Source organism: Cupriavidus taiwanensis (genome assembly GCF_900250115.1).
In the GTDB taxonomy this organism is placed as follows: Bacteria; Pseudomonadota; Gammaproteobacteria; order Burkholderiales; family Burkholderiaceae; genus Cupriavidus; species Cupriavidus taiwanensis_B.
Window position 1 is genome coordinate 2,337,781 of sequence record NZ_LT984804.1, and the last position, 19,349, is coordinate 2,357,129.

14 protein-coding genes and 2 pseudogenes are annotated in these 19,349 nt (G+C 69.4%); 10 read left to right on the plus strand and 6 right to left on the minus strand.

All coding sequences use genetic code 11. The annotated features are described in order from the left end of the window. Positions 1-165: 165 nt before the first annotated feature. Positions 166-1,277 (minus strand): annotated as a pseudogene (locus tag CBM2586_RS27105) (IS481 family transposase). A gap of 196 nt (positions 1,278-1,473) precedes the next feature. Here CBM2586_RS27105 and CBM2586_RS27110 point away from each other — a divergent pair. From CBM2586_RS27110 to CBM2586_RS27135, 6 genes are all read left to right on the plus strand, one after another. Beyond that, entirely contained in the window at positions 1,474-2,688 is a 1,215-nt protein-coding gene (locus CBM2586_RS27110; RefSeq protein WP_115690926.1) for an efflux RND transporter periplasmic adaptor subunit, read from the plus strand. Between the two features lie 11 nt (positions 2,689-2,699). After that, positions 2,700-3,392, plus strand: coding sequence for an ABC transporter ATP-binding protein (locus CBM2586_RS27115; protein WP_115690928.1), 693 nt, complete (start codon positions 2,700-2,702; stop codon positions 3,390-3,392). Between the two features lie 12 nt (positions 3,393-3,404). Next, positions 3,405-4,559, plus strand: coding sequence for an ABC transporter permease (locus CBM2586_RS27120; RefSeq protein ID WP_115666236.1), 1,155 nt, complete (start codon positions 3,405-3,407; stop codon positions 4,557-4,559). A 15-nt stretch (positions 4,560-4,574) separates the two neighbouring features. Next, positions 4,575-5,741, plus strand: a complete 1,167-nt coding sequence (locus CBM2586_RS27125; protein WP_115690930.1) for an ABC transporter permease — start codon at positions 4,575-4,577, stop codon at positions 5,739-5,741. A 291-nt stretch (positions 5,742-6,032) separates the two neighbouring features. Further along, complete coding sequence (gene gltS / locus CBM2586_RS27130; protein ID WP_115666234.1) at positions 6,033-7,223, plus strand: sodium/glutamate symporter; 1,191 nt, start codon at positions 6,033-6,035, stop codon at positions 7,221-7,223. A gap of 1 nt (position 7,224) precedes the next feature. Then, positions 7,225-8,772, plus strand: coding sequence for a TAXI family TRAP transporter solute-binding subunit (locus CBM2586_RS27135; protein ID WP_115690932.1), 1,548 nt, complete (start codon positions 7,225-7,227; stop codon positions 8,770-8,772). A 19-nt stretch (positions 8,773-8,791) separates the two neighbouring features. Here the strand turns inward: CBM2586_RS27135 and CBM2586_RS27140 are convergent, their stop codons facing one another. Continuing rightward, positions 8,792-9,025 carry a hypothetical protein gene (locus CBM2586_RS27140; protein ID WP_062803537.1) on the minus strand — a complete coding sequence of 78 codons (234 nt, stop codon included), beginning with the start codon at positions 9,023-9,025 and terminating at the stop codon, positions 8,792-8,794. A gap of 160 nt (positions 9,026-9,185) precedes the next feature. On the opposite strand from CBM2586_RS27140, the pseudogene CBM2586_RS27145 reads away from it, so the two are divergent. After that, a pseudogene (locus CBM2586_RS27145) lies at positions 9,186-9,660 on the plus strand (DM13 domain-containing protein). A gap of 188 nt (positions 9,661-9,848) precedes the next feature. On the opposite strand, the gene CBM2586_RS27150 reads toward CBM2586_RS27145, so the two are convergent. Beyond that, positions 9,849-10,916: a porin gene (locus CBM2586_RS27150; RefSeq protein ID WP_115690934.1), complete on the minus strand. Its 1,068-nt coding sequence runs from the start codon at positions 10,914-10,916 to the stop codon at positions 9,849-9,851. A 322-nt stretch (positions 10,917-11,238) separates the two neighbouring features. Between CBM2586_RS27150 and CBM2586_RS27155 the strand changes: the two genes are divergently transcribed. Then, positions 11,239-13,821, plus strand: coding sequence for a penicillin-binding protein 1A (locus tag CBM2586_RS27155; protein WP_115690937.1), 2,583 nt, complete (start codon positions 11,239-11,241; stop codon positions 13,819-13,821). Between the two features lie 28 nt (positions 13,822-13,849). Here CBM2586_RS27155 and CBM2586_RS27160 read toward each other — a convergent pair whose 3' ends face one another. Continuing rightward, positions 13,850-15,181, minus strand: a complete 1,332-nt coding sequence (locus CBM2586_RS27160; RefSeq protein WP_115666561.1) for a DUF1501 domain-containing protein — start codon at positions 15,179-15,181, stop codon at positions 13,850-13,852. 17 nt (positions 15,182-15,198) lie between these two features. Further along, positions 15,199-16,803: a DUF1800 domain-containing protein gene (locus tag CBM2586_RS27165; RefSeq protein WP_115691508.1), complete on the minus strand. Its 1,605-nt coding sequence runs from the start codon at positions 16,801-16,803 to the stop codon at positions 15,199-15,201. 198 nt (positions 16,804-17,001) lie between these two features. Here CBM2586_RS27165 and CBM2586_RS27170 point away from each other — a divergent pair, with 198 nt between their 5' ends. Further along, positions 17,002-17,925, plus strand: a complete 924-nt coding sequence (locus CBM2586_RS27170; protein WP_115690939.1) for a DMT family transporter — start codon at positions 17,002-17,004, stop codon at positions 17,923-17,925. After that, the gene (locus CBM2586_RS27175) at positions 17,909-18,709 is read left to right on the plus strand and encodes an AraC family transcriptional regulator (protein WP_115690941.1); all 801 of its coding nucleotides are present in this window, start codon (positions 17,909-17,911) and stop codon (positions 18,707-18,709) included. Before CBM2586_RS27170 ends, CBM2586_RS27175 begins: the two co-directional genes overlap by 17 nt. Here CBM2586_RS27175 and CBM2586_RS27180 read toward each other — a convergent pair. Further along, entirely contained in the window at positions 18,706-19,155 is a 450-nt protein-coding gene (locus CBM2586_RS27180) for a group I truncated hemoglobin (protein ID WP_115690943.1), read from the minus strand. The genes CBM2586_RS27175 and CBM2586_RS27180 overlap by 4 nt on opposite strands. Positions 19,156-19,349 lie beyond the last annotated feature (194 nt).

Here is a 19,349-nt window from a genome sequence, read left to right on the forward strand (position 1 = left end):
CCGCTTGCGGGAGAGGGTTGGGGTGAGGGCGGGAGCTTCCACGAAGTACCCGCTGTCGCAATTGCCAGCGCCCGCCCTCACCCCCGCCCCTCTCCCGCTTGCTGTATGGACCGGGGACATGGGTAACACATGTGCCAGGACATGGGTAACAGTCCAGTCTCCAGTTTAATCGGCCTGCTGTAGGTCTATTGTGGCGACCTTTTGATGGCAGAAGTAGACGTCAAAGGTGCCGTCCAGATCCACGCGAGGGCGCAGCGCTACGGGCGTTCCGACCAAGGCTCGTCCGACCCGGAACGTCTTTCCTCGGAAGCAGATGCGCCCGCCGTCGCCTACCTTTCGCACGATGTCATTGCTGCCGTACTCGATGGGCGGGAGTTCGCGCGGCATCGCCCGTGGGCTAGGCGCATAGCGGCTTGCGGGGGTCTCCATATCCAGCGCGTGGTGGGGGCGCTTGAAGTTGTACACGTGGCGCCAATGGCTGAAGTGCTGCTGGGCATCGTCCAGATCCCGGAAACGCTGGTTGGCCAACAGCTCAGCCTGCATGGTTCGATGGAAGCGCTCGTCCTTACCGTTGGTCTGAGGATGGCCAGGTCGGCTATGACTGAGCCGCACGCCCAGGCGAATCAGCCACGCGCCCAGCGTGGTTAATGCTCGGGCACTGGGGAACCCCAGGGCGGGCCGTTGTCTGCATTGATCCGTTCGGGCAGCCCATAGCGCGCAAAAGCCATCTCTAACGCTTCCTGTACGGATTCAAACTGTTCGTTGCCCAAGGCCTTGAGCAGCACATTGAACCGGGAGTGATCGTCCAAGACCGTGAGCGGGTGGCACCTCTGCGTGTCGGTAGCGAAGTGGCCTTTGAAGTCAATTTGCCATAGTGCATTGGGCCGGTCGTGCTCGAAGCGCTGCCATGCTGTAGCGGCCGCGCTGGCGGCCGGATCGATCAAGCCATGGCGGCGCAGCACCCAATTGACTGTGCTCGGGGCGATTTGGATGCGGTGGTCGCGCTCCAGCACGCGTGCGATCTTGCGGGCGCCCCAGGCCGAATGTTCGGCTCGTATCGCTAGCACGCTCTCTTCGATGGCAGCTGGAGTTCGGCCGGGAGAGCTATGTGGCCGCCGAGTTCGGTCGTCCAGATCCTCTCGGTTCAACCACTTGTAGCCGGTCTTGCGGCTGATGCAGAAGCGGCGGCAAAGCTCCGCAATATTGGCGTCCGCCTGGCGTGCCAGGCGGACGAACTCTTCTCTTTGCTGCTTCACGGTGGTTTGGCTCCAGGGCAACGTTTTCCTCCCGCTGACTAAGCGGGAAAAGTGTTACCCATGTCCTGGCACACCTGTTACCTATGTCCCCGGTCCATACAGCTTGCGGGAGAGGGGAGCAAACCAAGCGGTCGCTGGCTGCGCCGCACGTCACGAAGTCCCTCCTTATCACCGCTATACTGACAGCCCCGCCCATTCCAGCGAAAGGAAGCGCGCAGTGGCTGACCACGACCTGTCCAGGCTCAAGATCGACCGGCAAGCCGCCGCGCCCGGTGCCCGCCTCCGCCCGCGGCGCCGGTGGCTGCGCTACGCGGCCATCGCGGTGGTGCTGCTGGCCCTGGCCGGCGTTGCCATCCGGCTGGCCGCGCCGCGGCCGGTGCAGACCGCCACCGTCACCTCAGCCTATCCCACGCAGAACTTCACGCTGCTGAACGCCACCGGCTATGTCGTGCCGCAGCGCAAGGCGGCGGTCGCGTCGAAGGCGCAGGGCCGGCTGGAATGGCTGGGCGTGCTCGAAGGCTCGCGCGTGAAAAAGGACGAGGTGATCGCGCGTCTGGAAAGCAAGGACGTGGCCGCGTCATTCGCGCAGGCGCAGGCGCAGGTACAGGTGGCGCAGGCCAACCTGGCGCTGCAGCAGGCCGAGCTCAAGGACGCCGAGGTGAACCTGCGCCGCTCCAAGATTTTGATCGTGCCGAACGCGATCTCGCGCACCCAGTACGACGCCGACGTGGCGCGCTTCGACAAGGCGCGGGCATCGGTGAACAGCTCGCGCGCGTCGGTGGTGTCGGCGCAGGCCAATGCACGCGCGGCCGAGGTGGCGGTCGAGCAGACCGTGGTGCGCGCGCCGTTCGACGGCGTGGTGCTGGTCAAGCATGCCAACGTGGGCGACAACATCACGCCCTTCTCCGCCGCCGCCGACACCAAGGGTGCGATCGTCACCATCGCCGACATGGAGACGCTGGAAGTCGAAGCCGATGTCGCCGAATCCAATATCGCCCGGATCCGCGTCGACCAGCCCTGCGAGCTGCTGCTCGACGCCCTGCCCGGCCTGCGCCTGGCCGGGGAGGTCTCGCGCATCGTGCCGACGGTGGACCGCTCCAAGGCCACGGTGCTGGTCAAGGTGCGCTTTGTCGACCGCGATGCGCGCGTGCTGCCGGACATGAGCGCCAAGATTGCCTTCCTGTCGCGCGCGGCCACCGCGCAGGACCGCCAGCCGGTGGTCGCGGTGCAGCCGGCGGCGGTCGCCACGCGCGACGGCCGCCAGGTGGTCTACGTGGTCAGGGACGGCAAGGCGCACGAGATGACGGTCAAGCGCGGCGACAAGCTGGGCGAACTGGTGGCCGTGCAGGGCCTCAGGCCCGGCGACATGGTGGTGCTGTCGCCCGGCGACCAGATCAGCGACGGCAGCCGCGTCACCACGGCCAAGCCATGAGCGAGGCCCCGATGAGCGCCGCACCGCTGGTACAGATCTACCACGTCGCCAAATCCTACCGCCGCGGCATGCAGACCGTGCCGGTGCTGACCGATATCTCGCTGGAGATCGGCGCGGGCGATTTCGTCGCGCTGATGGGGCCCTCCGGCTCGGGCAAGAGCACGCTGCTGAACCTGATTGCCGGCATCGACCGCCCCGACCGCGGCACGCTGCGCGTCGCCGGGCTCGACATCACCCAGCTGCCCGAGGCGGCGCTGGCCGACTGGCGCGCCGCCAATGTCGGCTTTATCTTCCAGTTCTACAACCTGATGCCGGTGCTGACCGCGTTCGAGAACGTCGAGCTGCCGCTGATGCTGACGCGCCTGCCGCGCGCCGAGCGGCGCGCGCGGGTAGAGCTGGTGCTGGACATGGTCAACCTGGCCGACCGCATGAACCACTATCCGTCGGAGCTGTCCGGTGGCCAGCAGCAGCGCGTGGCGATCGCCCGCGCGCTGATCACCGACCCAGCGCTGATCGTCGCCGACGAGCCCACCGGCGACCTTGACCGCACCTCGGCGGCCGAGATCCTGGCAATGATGCAGCGGCTCAATGCCGATGCCGGCAAGACCATCATCATGGTTACGCACGACGCGCACGCCGCCGCCGCGGCCGGCGCTCTGGTGCACCTGGAGAAGGGAGAGCTGATCCGTGGCGAGCCGGCGTAGCCTCCGTTCACCATGTACGCGCTCAAGCTGATCGCCCGCAATGCGCTGCGGCACAAGCTGCGCACCACGCTGACGGTATTCGGGCTGGTGATCGCGGTGCTGGCGTTCGGGCTGCTGCAAACCGTGATCGATGCCTGGTATGCCGGCGCCTCGGCCGCCTCCAGCGCGCGGCTGGTCACGCGCAATGCGATCTCGCTGGTGTTCCCGCTGCCGCTCAGCTACGAAAGCCGCATCAAGGGCATCGACGGCGTGACCATGGTGGCGCGCTCCAACTGGTTCGGCGGGGTCTATCGCGATCCCAAGAACTTCTTCGCGCAGTTCGCGGTCTCCGACAACTACCTTGACCTCTACCCCGAATTCATTGTGCCGGACGCGCAGCGCGCCGACTACCAGCGCGACCGCAAGGGCGCGCTGGTGGGGCGCCAGCTGGCCGACCAGTTCGGTTTCAAGGTCGGCGACGTGATCCCGATCAAGGGCACCATCTACCCCGGCACCTGGGAATTCGTGGTGCGCGGCATCATGGACGGCCGCGACGAAAGCACCATCACGCGCCAGATGGTGTTCCACTGGGAATACCTGAACGAGACCGTGCGCAAGCGCACCCCGCGCCAGGCCGACCAGGTCGGCGTCTATATCTTGGGCGTCGGCAACCCTGACAACACCGCGGCAATCTCGCGCCAGGTCGACGGCGTGTTCCGCAATTCGCTGGCCGAAACCCTGACCGAGACCGAGCAGGCCTTCCAGCTCGGCTTTGTCGCGATGTCGAACCAGATCATCGCGGCGATCCGCGTGGTGTCATACGTGGTGATCGTGATCATCATGGCGGTGATGGCCAACGCCATGGCGATGAGCGCGCGCGAGCGCACCGTCGAATATGCCACGCTCAAGGCGCTGGGCTTCGGCCCCGGCTTCCTGGCGCTGCTGGTGTTCGGCGAATCGCTGGCCCTGTGCGTGGCCGGCGGCGCGCTCGGCATGCTGGCCACGCCGCCGGTGGCGGCTGCCTTCAAGCAGGCGGTCGGCGGCGTGTTCCCGGTATTCACGGTGTCGCCGCAGACCATGCAGTTGCAGGCGGCGTGCGCGCTGGCGGTGGGCATCTTTGCCGGCATCGTGCCGGCGCTGCAGGCGGCGCGCGTGCGCATCGTCGAGGGCCTGCGGGCCATCGGCTAGCGCGGGGAGACTGCCGTGGCCATCCCATTGACCTATATCGCGCGCAACCTGTGGGCCCGGCGCCTGACCACCGCGCTGACCGCGGCCGGCCTGGCGCTGGTGGTGTTCGTCTTCGCCACCATGCTGATGCTCGACGCCGGCCTGAAGAAGACGCTGGTCACCACCGGCGAGCACGACAACGTGGTCGTAATCCGCAAGGGCGCCGAGACCGAGATCCAGAGCGCGGTCAACCGCGACCAGGCCAGCATCATCGAGATGCATCCGGCCGTGGCCATGAGCGGCGCCGGCCAGCCGCTGGCGTCGCGCGAGGCCGTGGTGCTGATCTCGCTGACCAAGGCCAGCACCGGCCAGCCGTCCAACGTGGTGATCCGAGGCATCTCGCCGGCGGGCATGGACCTGCGTCCGCAGGTGCGGCTGGTGGCCGGACGCATGTTCCGGCCGGGCTCGTCCGAGATCATCGTCGGCAGCAGCATCGCCGGCGGCTTTGCCGGCGTGCAGATCGGCGAGCACTTGCGCTTTGCGCAGCGCGACTGGACCGTGGTCGGCCACTTCGACGGCGGCGGCAGCGGCTTCGACTCCGAGATCTGGGGCGACGTCGACCAGCTGATGCAATCGTTCCGGCGCAATGCGTACTCGTCGATGGTGGTCAGGCTGGCCGATTCGGCGCTGTTCGAGCGCTTTCGCGCCGACCTCGATGTCGACCCGCGCCTCGCCGACGAGGCCAAGCGCGAGCAGGCGTTTTACAGCGACCAGTCCAAGGCCCTGTCCGGCTTTATCAATATCCTTGGCTTCACGCTGTCTACCATCTTCTCGATCGCGGCGATGATCGGCGCGATGATCACCATGTATGCGTCGGTGGCCAACCGCGTCGCCGAGATCGGCACGCTGCGCGCACTGGGCTTCCCGCGCGGCAGCGTGCTGGCCGCGTTCCTGGCCGAAGCGGCACTGCTGGGCCTGGTCGGCGGCGCCGCGGGCCTGGCCTGCGCGGCGCTGATGCAGTTCGCCTCGTTTTCGACCACCAACTTCCAGACCTTCGCCGACTTGTCGTTCCGCTTTATCCTGACGCCGGCGATTGCCCTGCAGACGCTGGCGTTCTCGATGGTGATGGGGCTGGTGGGAGGATTCCTGCCGGCGGTGCGGGCGGCGCGCATGAATATCGTGGAGGCGTTGCGGACGCGTTGAGGCTGCGCCGGACGCGAAGTCAATGACATCACTGCCGGTTTGCTCCCCTCTCCCGCTTGCGGGAGAGGGGCGGGGGTGAGGGCCGGCGCCTCCACGACAGTTGTGCGCTTGAAAAAACCATTGGCGCCGCTTGATGTGGCCGCCAGCCAGACCACCCCTGACCCCGGCCCTCTCCCCATGAGGGGAGAGGGAGTACACCCTGCCCTTGCGCGGCCCATCCTTTCCTTGCCTTCTCCCCGCCGTCCGACTACAACCCGTAGTGATGCATGCTACGCGTCAGGACGCCCCCCGATGAACCTTGACCTGCTGGCCTCATTGCTGACCGCCGTGGTGGTGCTGTTGATCGGTACGCTGGTCAACCGCAGCGTCGGCGTTCTGTCGCGCTACAACATTCCCGATCCCGTCACCGGCGGCCTGCTGTTCGCGATCCTGGCGTCGACGGCGATGGCGACGGTGAACTTCCGCGTGGTGATCGATCCCGGCATGAAGCCGGTGCTGTTGCTGATGTTCTTCGGCGGCGTCGGCCTCTGCGCCGACCTGCGCATGCTCCGGCGCGGCGGCAAGGCGCTGGTGATCTTCCTGATCATCCTGCTGCCCTATATCGTGGTGCAGAACGTGGTCGGCGTGGCCATGGCGCGGGTGCTGGACCTGCATCCGATCTTCGGCCTGGTGGGCGGCTCGATCACGCTGGTGGGCGGGCACGGCACCGGCGCCGCCTATGCCGCGCGCTTTGCCGAAGTCAACAACCTGCAGGCGGTGATGGACCTGTCGATGACGGTGGCCACCGTCGGCCTGATCGTGGGCGGCATTATCGGCGGGCCGGTGGCGCAATACCTGATCTCGCGTTACCGGCTGCGCTCGACCGCGCGCGAGCCCGGCGACACCGAGGAGGAAGCGGCGGCGGTCGCGCCCATCACCACCGTGGGCGCGCTGGCATCGCTGGCCGGCATCCTGGCCGCGGTGATCGGCGGGCGCTGGATCGCCGCGCAGATGCCGACCGGCGCCATCACCATCCCGGGCTTCCTCTGGTGCATGATGCTCGGCATCGCCATCCGCAACCTGCTGCCCTTTGCCGGCATGCGCTTTGACGACCGCGCCACCGACCTGATCACCAATGTCTGCCTGTCGCTGTTCCTGGTGATGACGATGATGGCGCTGGACCTGGCCGACGTGGCGCTGTCCGCCGGGCCGTTCCTGCTGATCATTGCGATGCAGGTGGTGTTCATCATCCTCTACGTGGTGCTGGTGTGCTTCCGCTTCATGGGGCGCGACTACGAAGCCGCGGTCAGCTCGGCCGCGTTCATCGGCTTCAACATGGGCTCGACCGCCACCGCCATGGCCAATATGCGCGCCATCACCGCGCGCTACGGGCCGGCGCCCACCAGCTTCCTGATCACGCCGCTGGCCGGCGCGTTCTTCGTCGACCTGATGAACGCGTTCGTGCTGACCATGATGCTGGCGCTGCCGCTGATCGGAGGCTGACATGCGCCGCGCCCTGCTGACCCTGCTGTTCGCCGTCCTGGCCAGCGCCTGGCTGGCGGGATGCGGCGGCGGCCCCGCCGCCGATGGCATCCGCGCCGGCGTCAACGAACGGCTGGCGCTGGCGCTGCCGCCGGGCACGGTGGAGGTGGTGGCGCTGGAGCGCCGCGGCTCGCAGGCCGACACCAAGGCCCCGGCCGGCGAGACCCGCCGCATCCTCTATTTCGATGCGCAGCTCAAGCTGCTGCGCGACTATGACTTCGGCGCCTGGGATTCGCCCGGCGTGGCCGGGCTGGTGTCGGCGCTGGGCGCGGGCCCGCGCGGCATCACCGGCATCACCAGCGGCGGCAACAAGGCCGGCGACATCATCCGCGCCCACGGCACCGCGCTGTACCGGCGCGACGGCGAACGCTGGGTCGGCGTGCTGCCGGCCGGCTACCGTCCCGCCGAAGCCCCGGCGGTCGCCACCAATGCGCAAAGCGGCCCGGCGGCGATCCTCGACGCGATGCGCAAGGTGATCGACTCGGTGCAGAAGGATGCCTCGCCGGCGCAGCGCGCGGTGATCGAGCAGGAACTGACCACCGCGCACGCCAATATCCGCGCGCGGCTGGCGCGCATCAACGAAGGCTATGCCATTGCCGCCGGCGCCGAGCATGGGCAGTACCTGCGCTTTGCGCAGGCGCTGGTGGCCGGCACGCGCGTGCGCGCGATACCGCTGGTCACGCACGGCGGCGAAGAGAACCTGCGCCTGCTGCGCGCGGGCAAGGTCTCGGTGGCGCTGGCACAGGGCGATGCCGCGCTGGACGCCTACGAGGGCAAGCACGCCTTCGCCGAGGACGGCCCGCAGGCCTCGCTGCGCGCCATCGGCAGCCTCTATCCGGAGCCCGTGCACGTGCTGGTGCGCGACGGCGATCCCGCGCGCTCGGTGTCCGACCTGCGTGGCAAGCGCATCGCGGTGGGCGAGCGCGGCTCGGCCTCGCGCGGCACCGCGCTGCGGGTGCTGGCCGCGCACGGGCTGGCGGACAAGGACTTCAAGGCCGAGGAAGTGGGGCTGGGCACCGGCCTGGTGGCGCTGCGCCAGAACCAGGTCGACGCCGTGATCCAGGTGATCGGCGTGCCCGCCGACAGCATCCGCGATGCGCTCGCGGAAATGCCGCTACGGCTGCTGCCGCTGGACGAAAAGGCCATCGCCGCGCTGGTGGGGCAGAAGGCCGGCTACTTCCGCGCAGCGATTGCGCCCGGCACCTATCCCGGCCTGAGCGCACCGGTGCGCACCATCGCCACCGCGGCCGTCCTGGTGACCGGACCGGACCTGTCCGACGCCGAAGTGGCCGACCTGACGCGGCTGGTCTACCGCAACGGGCGCGACCTGGTGGCGCGCGGCAGTGCCCAGGGCGGACAGATCGCCGTGGCCACGGCGCGCCAGGGCCTGATGATTCCGCAGCATCTGGCGGCGGCCAAGGCGCTCGACGCCATGGGCCCGGCCGGCGCCGCGCCGGGCTCGGCAAGGCCTGTCCCGCCGCCGGCCGCGTCCGGGACGCAGGTCAGGTAAAGGATACGCGGGGCCGGCCTCAACGCCGGCCCGAAACGCCGTAGAACGTTCCTGCGCGTGGATTAGACACCACATAAGCGTGGCGCTGCGCCCAGAACTGTGCGGTACGGAAGGCTTCGGCCTCGCGCTCGCTCCAATCCGTTGCCAGCAATGGCAGGGCCTCGGCATCGGTGGTCAGGTAGACGCGCGCCTGGTAGCGCGCGGATTGCATCGTGCCGGTACGGATGGTGCGGATCGTGACGTGGAGAGTCATAGGCAGCTTCTCGACAGGGCAACTACCAGATCATAACCACTTCCATGTGTTGGATTGGTGAAACCGTTGCGAATGCCAAGGCCGCCAACCTGCCATGGCACTGTCAGGTTCGGGCGCCAGCGCCGACATACCGGCATCTTCGTGCCTGCTGGAGCCACACATGACCGCCCGGCCCGCCATCCTCGTCCTGACCCACCTCGCCATGCTCGCCGCCGGCTTTGCCGCGGGCATCTATGTACTGCCGATCCTGACGGCGCAGCCTGGCGCCAGCGCCGGGCAGGTGCAGGCGATATCGCAACAGGCGCGCTATGCCGGCACCTTCCGCAAGGACCTGGCCGGCAGCGACGCGCTGCACTGGGCCAGCGGCCGGCTCCATGTCTCGGCCAGCGCGCTCGCCTTCGAAGGCAGCGTGGCACCGGGACCGGATTACCGGATCTACCTGGCGCCGGCGTTCGTCGACAACAAGGAAGCCTTCCTGCGGATCAAGGACCAGTCCCTGCAGGTGGGCGAACTGAAGACCTTCGGCAATTTTCACCGTGGCTTTGCCGGCCGGGGTGGATCCCTCCCGGTACGCGGCGGTGGTGATCTGGTGCGAGCGGTTCGGGCAGTTTATCGGCGCGGCGGGGTATCGGTAGGGACGGCGTGCAGATCGCGGCGGGGAGCGATGGCGCCGATTGGATGCACCCGGCCAAAGGAAAAAAGGGCCGATCCAGACAACCGGCCCAACGAACCCCGCAAGACCAGCCGCAGGCGTCGATATGAAAGTCAGGCAACCGCCCGTGCAGGCATGGGGGCCTGCCGGGCGGGCATCAGGCGGCAATACTCAGAAGCGGTGACGCAGGCCGACGGTGGCGCCGGTCTGGTTCTCGCCGGCAACCACGGTGCCCACGCCGTTTAGGCCCAGCGCCGAGCCCGACTTGTTCTTCGAGTAGCCCACGTTCAGGTACACGTCGGTGCGCTTGGACAGCGAGTAGTCCGCCGACAGCACGAACATCCACGGATCCGCGTCGCTGTTGCGGGTGTCGTTGTAGTACGCCGCCCCGGTCAGCAGGAGCGCCGGGGTGAACCGGTACTGCGCGCCGGCCCAGTAGACATTGCTGCGGGTCGCGGCGGCGGTGGCGCCGGACACGCCGTCGTCGCGCAGCCAGCGGTAGCCGGCGAACACCTTGGCGCCGCCGAAGGCGTAGGCCGCGCCCAGCGCCGCGCGCTTGGCGGCGCGGTCCTGCAGCGCCACCGTGCCGCCCTGGAACTGGTCGTAGGCCGCGCCGACCGAGAAGCCGCCCGCCGCATACGACAGGCCGCCGCCGAAATTCCGCCCGACCTTGGTCTCGCCCGGGACTTCGTTGTTATCGCGGCCGAAGCTGTAGAAGCCGGTGGCGGTCAGGCCGCCGAACTTGCCGGTGTACTTGATGGCGTTGTCGGCACGGCCGTTGAAGGCCGAGTCGACGCTGTTGAGCGAGTAGCGCGGGCCCACGCCCATCGGGTCGAAGGCGCCGAACAGGTCGTACAGCGCGTTCTGCTGGCGGCCCAGCGTGACCGCGCCCCAGCCGCCCTGCAGGCCGACGTAGGCCTGGCGGCCGAACAGGCGGTTGCCCTGGCCCGAAGTGCCGGTGTCGACGTCGAAGCCGCTTTCCAGCACGAAGATGCCCTTCAGGCCGCCGCCCAGGTCTTCGGTGCCACGCACGCCCCACCGCGAGCCGGACAGGTTGCCCGAGTTCAGGCGCACGGCCGTGCCCTCGGCGCCGCCGCTGCCCGGCACGTTGCTGATCACTTCGACGCCGGCATCGACGATGCCGTACAGCGTCACATTGGACATCGACTGGGCCGACGCCACCCCGGATGCGGCCGACGCGGCCACTGCTGCCGTCAATGCAAGGAGAGCTTTCTTCACTGTAGTTTCTCTGTGTTCTGTTTGAGGCACGACACCGCACCGGACCCAGGGCCCCGCTCGCCATGGAGAGCCATGGCGATCCGGCCCGGCCGGGCAACCCGGCGACGGTGCATCGTCCGCACGAGTGGCGGCCTCGGCATTGTGGCGGCGCAATATGAACGCTTTGTGACCCATGCTTCTCAGCGGAAAGTGGCGCATCGCGCCGGGGTGGGGGTTTTCCCTGTGACTAGCGGTAACGTTTTGGTAGGATGCAGGCTTTTCCGACGACGGTAATGCCAGTGTTCCGTGCCGCCCCGCGCCTGTGCCTCGACCGCTTCGCCTCATGAAGCTGGCTGAGATCAAGACCCGGCTTGCCCAGCTGCTTGCCTCGTTCCCGGCTTCACTGCCTGCCCCGGTCCGACAAGGCCTGTCCCGACTTGCTGCGCGCACCGCGCGCGCCGGCCTGACCCGGCCCGGCACGCTGCGACCGACCCGGCGCGGCCTGCTGGCCGGCCTGGCCGCGATCCCGGGGGCGTTGCTGCTCTATGTGCTGGTGCTGATTCCGTTCACGCCGGGCATCAGCGATATCCGCAAGGCGAAGTCCGAGCAGCCGGCGCAGGTGCTGTCCGCCGACGGCAAGGAACTGGCGGTGTTCAAGTGGGCCAACCGCGACTGGGTCCCGCTCAAGCAGATCTCTCCCAACGTGGTGGCCGCGCTGATCTCCACCGAGGACCACCGCTTCTACCAGCACCACGGGCTGGACTGGCGCCGCCTCGCCTCGGCCGCGCTGCATACGTTTTCCGGCGACCGCCAGGGCGGCTCCACCATCACCCAGCAACTGGCGCGCAATCTCTATCCCGACGAGATCGGGCGCGCGCCCACGCTGACGCGCAAGCTCAAGGAAGCGATCACCGCGCTGAAGATCGAGGCGCTCTACACCAAGGAGGAGATCCTCGAGACCTATCTCAACACGGTGCCGTTCCTGTACAACGCCTTCGGCATCGAGATGGCGGCGCGCACCTACTTCGACCGCCCCGCCCGCTCGCTCGACGTGCTGCAGAGCGCCACGCTGATCGGCATGCTCAAGGGCAACAGCTACTACAACCCGGTGCTCAATCCCGAGCGCGCGCTGGACCGGCGCAATACCGTGCTGGGGCAGATGGTCAAGCGCGGCAAGCTGGACGCGGCGCGCTACGAGCAGCTGAAGAAGCGGCCGCTGCGCATCGATTTCGAACGCCAGACCGAGCCGCCCGGCCCGGCTCCGCACTTTGCGCAGCAGCTGCGCAAATGGCTGATCGGCTGGGCCGACCGCAACGGCTACGATATCTACGCCGATGGCCTGGTGGTGCACACCACCATCGACGCGCGCCTGCAGGCCATGGCTACGCAGGCCGTGGTGCAGCAGGGCAACCGCCTGCAGGCGGTTGCCAACGCCGCCTGGGCCCCGCGCGCGGGCTGGGCCGCCAACAAGCCGCTGGTGCAGGCCTTCGTGCGCGAGACGCCGGAGTACCGTGCCGCCGTCGCCGCCGGCACCGCGCCGGACGAGGCGCTGCGCCAGCTGATGTCCGATGGCGCGTTCCTGCGCACGCTGCACCAGAACAAGACCCGGATCCAGGCCGGCTTCCTGGCGCTCGACCCGCGCAACGGCGAGATCCGCGCCTGGGTCGGCAGCCGCGACTACACCCAGGACGCATTTGACCACGTGCAGCAGGCGCGCCGCCAGCCGGGCTCGACCTTCAAGCCCTTTGTCTACGGCGCGGCCTTCGAAGAAGGCAAGACGCCCGACGACACGCTGGTGGACCAGCCGGTGGAAATCGAGCTGGCCGGCGGCGAGATCTGGCGGCCCAGCGACGAAGGCCGCCCCACCGGCCGCGCCATGACGCTGCGCGACGGCCTGGTCTATTCGCGCAACACCATCACCGCGCAGCTGATGCAGGAAGTGGGCCCCGAGCGCGTGGCACGACTGGCGCGCGACATGGGCGTGCGCGACAGCCAGCTCGACGTGGTGCCGTCGCTGGCGCTGGGCACCAGCCCGGTCACGCTGAAGGAAATGGTGGCCGCCTACGGCACCATCGCCAATGCCGGCGACTACATCGCGCCGACCATGGTGACGCGCATCGAAGACCGCAACGGCAATGTGCTGCAGGTGTTCCGCCCGACGCGGGCCGAGCATGCGTTGCCCGCGGCGGCCACGCAAACCCTGCTCGACGTCATGCGCGACGTGATCGACCGCGGCACCGGCGCCGGCATCCGCTCGCGCTTCGGCATCCGCGCCGACGTCGCCGGCAAGACCGGCACCACCCAGGACAATGCCGACGGCTGGTTCATCCTGATGCATCCGGAACTGGTGGCGGGCGCCTGGGTCGGCTTCAACGACAGCCGCATCACGCTGCGCAGCGACTACTGGGGCCAGGGCGCGCACAGCGCATTGCCGATGGTGGGCGACTTCTACCAGCGTGCCCTGCGCGCCCGCATCATCGACGGCCGCGCGCGCTTTGCCGAGCACGAGGAAACGCACGTATTCGCATCACTGGGCACGCAGCTGCGCGGCTGGTTCAGCCAGCTGTTCACGCGCGACAAGGCCAGCGAGACCCCGGCCCCGCGTCCGGCGCCGCGCCGCCCGGCCTTGCCGGCGCAGGAAGCCGAGGTCGCGCCGCCGGCAGGCGCGGCGTCGGCCGCAGCGGCGGAGCTTGGCCAGGATGATTCCAGCCTGGCGCTGGACCGGGGGGAGACGGTGATGGCAGTGCCCGCGCCAGACCCTGGCGCGGGCAGCGCGCCGGCTGCGCCGTTCCCGTCGAATGAACCGGCTTCCGCGGCGGTGCCGCCGGCGCCCCCCTCGCGCACACCGCCGCAGGCGCCGCCGCCCACCGAGCCCATCCGGCCGCTCGCGCCCACCATCATCACGCCGGCCAGCGGCAGCCAGTGAACCACGTTGTTGCCTGCCGGCGCGGCCTTCATACCAAGCCGATATCCCGCGCCGCCACTCCCGGAAACACCCGCGCCAGCCGCTCCGCATCCAGCCCGTACAACCTGCCGAACAGCCCGCCCAGCAGCGCCCGATACTCGTTGCGCACCGGCCAGTCGCGATTCTGGTTGAGGGTGGCCGGCTCCACCGGGACCTGCTCGCCGGCGATGCGGCCACCGCGCACGCTGCCGCCCAGCACCCAGTAGACCGTGCCGTGGCCGTGGTCGGTGCCGCGCGTGCCGTTCTCGCGGAAGGTGCGGCCGAATTCGGACAGCACCACCACGGTGGTCTGGCTCCATGCGGGCCCCATCTGCGCGGCAAAGGCCGACAAACCGCGGCCGAGGTTGTCGAGCAGCCCGGCCAGCTGGCCCTGCGCGGCGCCCTGGTTGACGTGGGTGTCCCAGCCGCCCACGTCGATAAAACCCAGGTTGAAGCGCTCGCGCATCAGCCCGGCCATGCGCCGGGCCTCGACCTCGAAGCCGCGGGCACTGAGCGCGCGGCGGCTGGCGGCCTGCATCTCCTGCTGGCGCGACGCCATGGTGGCCGGGCCGGCACCCGCCATGCCGCCCTCCGGCGCTTGCGCCTGGGCCTGGCGCGCGACGGTCTCGCGCAGCTCGAAACCCTCGTCGATCAGTGACTCGAAGCGCGTGCCGCGATACATCTGCGCCAGCAGCCCGGCCTGGCGCGCATCGAAGGGGGCGCGGCCGGCGCCCTTGAGCGAGACATTGGGCACGTCGCGCGGGCCGGACAGCACCAGCGGCAGCCCGTCGGTGAACGCCACCGGCGCGGCCTGCCCGCCCATGGCCTGGGCCAGCCGGTTGAGGAAGCCGCTGCCGCGCGGCGCGGCCACTGCCTGGCGGCTATCGTCATTGCCGGGCAGGCCAGCCTCGATGCCGTCCTGGGTCTCGAAGTGGCTGCGCGACAGGTCGTGCGTGCCGGCGAACGGCACGAAGGCCAGCTGGCCCTGCTGCCACAACGGCAGCAAAGTCGGGGCCAGGGCCGGGTGCAGGGCCCAGTCGCCGATGCCGCGCGCGGCGCTGTCGGCGCCAACAGCGGATGCCAGCGCTACCGCGGCACCGGGATCGGCGTCGGCACCCGGCGCGGGCGGGCGGCGGATGGCGATATTGGGCCGCGCCGCGTAGTAGAAGTCGCTGCCGGCCGGCACCAGCACGCTCGCGGCGTCATAGCCGCCGCGCAGGAATACCAGCAGAAAGCGCGCGTCGGCCTGCGCGGGCAGCGCGTAGACGCGTGAAGCGACGGCAGGCAGGGCCAGCCCGAGCGCTGCGCCACCCATCGTCCGGAGCCATTGTCGGCGTTCCATGGTGCTCTCCGTTGCCTTCAGCGCTGCATCCATTCGGGCGAAGCCAGCAGCAGGGTGTTCCATTCCGCCTGCGACGCGGCCTGGTCCAGCGCGGCGCGCGTGGCGGGGCCAAGGGTGGCTTCGATCGCGCCGTAGTAGAACTTGTTGCCGATCGTCGGGAAGCGCGCGCCGCGCGGCGTGGTGCCATCGCCCGCGAACAATCCCGCCGGCCCCGAGCCGAGCGCGCGCGCGATCTCGAAGCGCCGCACCATCTGCCCCGAGCTGGCCCAGGCGCTTTCCGCCGACGGGTAGCCGTCGGGCGCCACGTGGCCGTACAGCGGCTGGCCCAGCTGGTTCAGCCAGTTCATCACCGGGCGCAGGTTGGCCACCTGCCGGCCTTCATATGCCAGCCGCAGCGACGACACCACATAGACCATCGGATCCTTGAACTTGCGCGGCGACGCGCCCGCCTGCCGGTCCAGCTCGGGCGCGAGCAACATGGTGCGCAGCACCGCGGCGATATCGCCATCGGTGCGCGTGAAGGTCTGCGCCATGCGCTCGACCAGCGCGGGCGGCGGTTGATCGGCGATGAAGTGGGCCGCCAGCCTGGCGCTGAGAAAGCGCGCCGTGGCCGGCTCGCGCGACAGCATCGAGACCGCCCGCACCACTTCCTCAAAACCGGCCGGCTCGATGCGCTGGCCCAGCAGCGTCTTGGTGCCGAAGTCGTGGCGCGCGGGATTGAACTCGAACAGCCCGTCACTGCGGTACAGGCCCGCGCGCGCCGGCGCCAGCCTCGGTGGCGGCGCGCCGCGCAGGTTCACGCCCACGCCGGTCAGCACGCGCGCCAGCTCCTGTACGTCCTGCTGGGTATAGCGCGAGCCGCTGGGCCCGCCAGAGACGCCCAGCGTATGCAGCTCCATCAGTTCGCGCGCGTAGTTCTCATTGACGCGGTTGACGCTGCTCTGGGCGTTGTCGAGATAGACCAGCATTGCCGGCGCGGTCACCGTGGCCATCAGCAGGTCGCGGAAACGGCCCAGCGCGTGGGGCCGGATGGCGTGCTCTTCGTAGTCGGCCAGCAGCAGCCCGACCTGGCCCTTGCCCGCAAAGACATTGAAATGGTTGATCCAGAACCACGTCATCTGCTCGCGCAGCTGCGCCGGCGAATACAGCGCGCGCAGCAGGTGGCGCCGCGCCACATCGGCGACGATCTCGCGGCCCCGCAGGTTGAGCGCCTGGCGGGCCTGCTGCCGGCTGGCCTCGTCCGGCAAGGCATCGATGCGCTGGCGCGCCGCGCGCGCGGCCTGGACCTGCGCCGCGGCGCCGTCGCGCAGGTTGGGCAAGGCGGCGATTGCGGCCGCCAGCTCCGGCGGATCGGCGAGCGGCATTGCCAGTTGTTGCGCGAGGAAGTCCTTGCGCCCCAGCCGGCGCAGCGCATCCAGCGAAGCCTGGTCGGCGCCATAGGTGACGGTATTGAGCCAGCGCAGGTCGGCGGCGGCCGTGGCGCCACGGTCGTCGCCATGGCCCGGCCCCGCCTGCAACTGGGCACAGCCCGCCAGGCCCGCGGCCAGCGCCAGCGCGGCGGCGGCGCGCCAGGCGGCCAGGCGCCCGCGGCCGGTTGGTCTCGGATGCTGCGCTGGATCCATGTGGTTCACCTCGTCCGGTTCGATCCCCATTACCATGTTACGTGGCAAGCCCGCGCCGGTTGACGCGGCGACGCCAGGCGAGTGTTACCAATGCTTTCAGCGCGAGATTGCCGGATTTGCCAAGACAGCGGCGCCGCGCCCCGCTAGCCTTGCGTTTTTACCGCCCTTCCCGCTCCCGTAGCGGCAACGCCCGCCTGCATGTCGCGCCCCTTGTCCACTGTCGCCTGGCTACCCGCCGTGGCCTTCGTCCTGATCTGGTCCACCGGCTTTATCGTCGGCAAGGCCATCGTGCCGCTGGCCGACACCAGCCTGTTCCTGCTGGCCCGTTTTGCCGTGGCCGGGGTGATGTTCGTGGCGTGGTCGCTGGCCGCGCGCGCGGCCTGGCCACCGCTGCGCGAGGCACCGCGCCACCTGCTGGCCGGCGCGCTGCTGCAGGGCCTCTACCTGTGCGCCGGCTACGGCGCCGTCGCCAGCGGCCTGCCACCGGCGATCATGGCCCTGCTGGGCGCGCTGCAGCCGTTGCTGACCGCACTGCTTGCCATCCCCCTGCTGAAAGAGCTACCTTCCCGACGGAGCTGGCATGGCCTGGCACTGGGTGCCCTCGGTGTTGCGCTGGTGGTCGCCCCCGCGCTGCGGGCCGGCGCGCACGGCGCGTCCGGCGCGGTATCGCCGGGGATCGTGCTGCTGGGCCTGGTCGCCATTGTCTCCATCACCATGGGAACCCTGTTGCAGAAGACTGCCATCGCCACCTGTGACCTGCGCGCCAGCTCGGCGTGGCAGAGCCTGGGCGCCATGCTGGTCGCCGCCGCGATGGTGGCGACCCAGGCAGCCGGCGCGCCGCTGCACTGGCACGGCGGGCCGGCGCTGTGGGCCGGGCTGGCCTGGGCCGCCATCGGCCTGTCCGGCGTTGGCACCTGGCTGCTGGTCAGCCTGGTGCGGCGCGGCCAGGCCGCCAATGCCGCGGCGCTGATGTTCCTGGCGCCGCCACTCGCGGCACTGCAGGCCTGGCTGCTGTTCGGCGAGCGCCTCGGCGCGGTGCAGGCGCTGGGCATGGCGGTGGCAGGCGCCGGCGTCTGGCTGTGCCAGACCCGTGGCAGGATGCGGCATGCCGAAGCTCGCTGAACCCCTGCCCGCCCCGCTGGTCGAGCACCGGCGCTACACCCCGCAGCCGCAGGGCCACCAGCACGGCTACCACCAGTTGCTGTTCGGCCTGGCCGGCGTCTCCGAGCTGGAGCTCGACGACCATCTCTACCGCGTCGACGACCGCACCGGCCTGATCGTGCCGGCGGGCAGCCATCACGACTACCTGGGCTACCAGGGCAACCTGCAGCTGGTGGCGGACTTCCCCGCGCAATCGGTGGCGCTGCCCGCGCGGCTGATGGCGCGGCCGCGCGTGTTCGCGCTGGACGGCGCCTTTGGCAACCGGGTGCGGGCCCTGGCGGCGGCGCGCACGGCGTTCGCGGCACGGGCGCCGCAGGCAGACTGGCAACTTGCGGCAACCCTGGCCGCGACGCTGGCCGACAGCCTCGGCCTGCCCGCCGAGCATGATGTCTTTCCGCTCATGGCCGTCGATGCCTACCTGCGCGCCAACCTGGCCGCGCCGCTGCGCGTGCCGGAACTGGCCGCGCATTTCGGCTGGAGCGCGCGGCGCTTCCAGACGCTGTTCGCCGAGGCCTTCGGCGATACCCCGCACCGCTACCACATCCGGCTGCGGCTGGACCGCGCGCTGCAGTGGCTGTCCAACTCCCGGCTGGCGCTGGCCGAGATCGCGCTGATGTCAGGCTACCCGGACCAGACCACGTTTACGCGCAGCTTCACGCGGCGCTTCGGGCTGGCCCCGGGGGCATGGCGGGCGGCCGCGCGCGGGGAGTGCGAGAGCGCCGAGCGCCTGGCGCGACCGGGCTAGCGCGAGACGACATCCTTGCGCATCGGCCCGAGAATAGCCAGCAGCTCCTTCTGCTCCCCCGCCGGCACCTTGAACTTGTCGAGCGATTTCACCAGGTCGTCCACCAGCGCGTCGAACTCGTCATTGGTGATGGCCATGCCGGCATGGGCGGTTTTCATATCAAGTCCTGCATAGGTGCAGGGCCCGCCCGAACCCGCGCAGATCTGTTCGACCAGCCGCGTCTTCAACCGCGGCATATTGGCGTTGGCAAACTTTGCCTTGATGCGCTCGTCGGTTGCCAGGTTGCCGACAAAGTCGTCGACCACCGCGGTAATCGCCTGCATGCCGCCAAGCCGGTCGTATAACGACGACGACGTGGCAGGCTTGGCAGACTCCGGCGTTGCGCAACCGGCAACCCCAAGCGCCGCCGCCGCAACAAGACCGCACAGAACAGGCGGGATACGCATGGCTGCCTCCTTCCTTTACCCGGTAGCTGCGGGATCGAGCCAGTGCCGCCGCGGCGCAATCGGCATTGACCGCATGCGGGGATTGCGCCGACAGCGCCGGCTTCGGCTGTTTCAGCATAGCAGGTTGATTTTGTCTTGCTGGCAAGCCGGATGACGGCATGGCGTTTTCGCTACCGAACGGCTAGAGTCGGAGA

Coding starts and splice junctions, on each gene's coding strand:
- CBM2586_RS27115 (WP_115690928.1), top strand. CDS start 2,700: ATGAGCGCCGCACCGCTGGTACAGATCTACCACGTCGCCAAATCCTAC.
- CBM2586_RS27120 (WP_115666236.1), top strand. CDS start 3,405: ATGTACGCGCTCAAGCTGATCGCCCGCAATGCGCTGCGGCACAAGCTG.
- gltS (WP_115666234.1), top strand. CDS start 6,033: ATGAACCTTGACCTGCTGGCCTCATTGCTGACCGCCGTGGTGGTGCTG.
- CBM2586_RS27135 (WP_115690932.1), top strand. CDS start 7,225: ATGCGCCGCGCCCTGCTGACCCTGCTGTTCGCCGTCCTGGCCAGCGCC.
- CBM2586_RS27140 (WP_062803537.1), bottom strand. CDS start 9,025: ATGACTCTCCACGTCACGATCCGCACCATCCGTACCGGCACGATGCAA.
- CBM2586_RS27155 (WP_115690937.1), top strand. CDS start 11,239: ATGAAGCTGGCTGAGATCAAGACCCGGCTTGCCCAGCTGCTTGCCTCG.
- CBM2586_RS27160 (WP_115666561.1), bottom strand. CDS start 15,181: ATGGAACGCCGACAATGGCTCCGGACGATGGGTGGCGCAGCGCTCGGG.
- CBM2586_RS27165 (WP_115691508.1), bottom strand. CDS start 16,803: ATGGATCCAGCGCAGCATCCGAGACCAACCGGCCGCGGGCGCCTGGCC.
- CBM2586_RS27170 (WP_115690939.1), top strand. CDS start 17,002: ATGTCGCGCCCCTTGTCCACTGTCGCCTGGCTACCCGCCGTGGCCTTC.
- CBM2586_RS27175 (WP_115690941.1), top strand. CDS start 17,909: ATGCCGAAGCTCGCTGAACCCCTGCCCGCCCCGCTGGTCGAGCACCGG.
- CBM2586_RS27180 (WP_115690943.1), bottom strand. CDS start 19,155: ATGCGTATCCCGCCTGTTCTGTGCGGTCTTGTTGCGGCGGCGGCGCTT.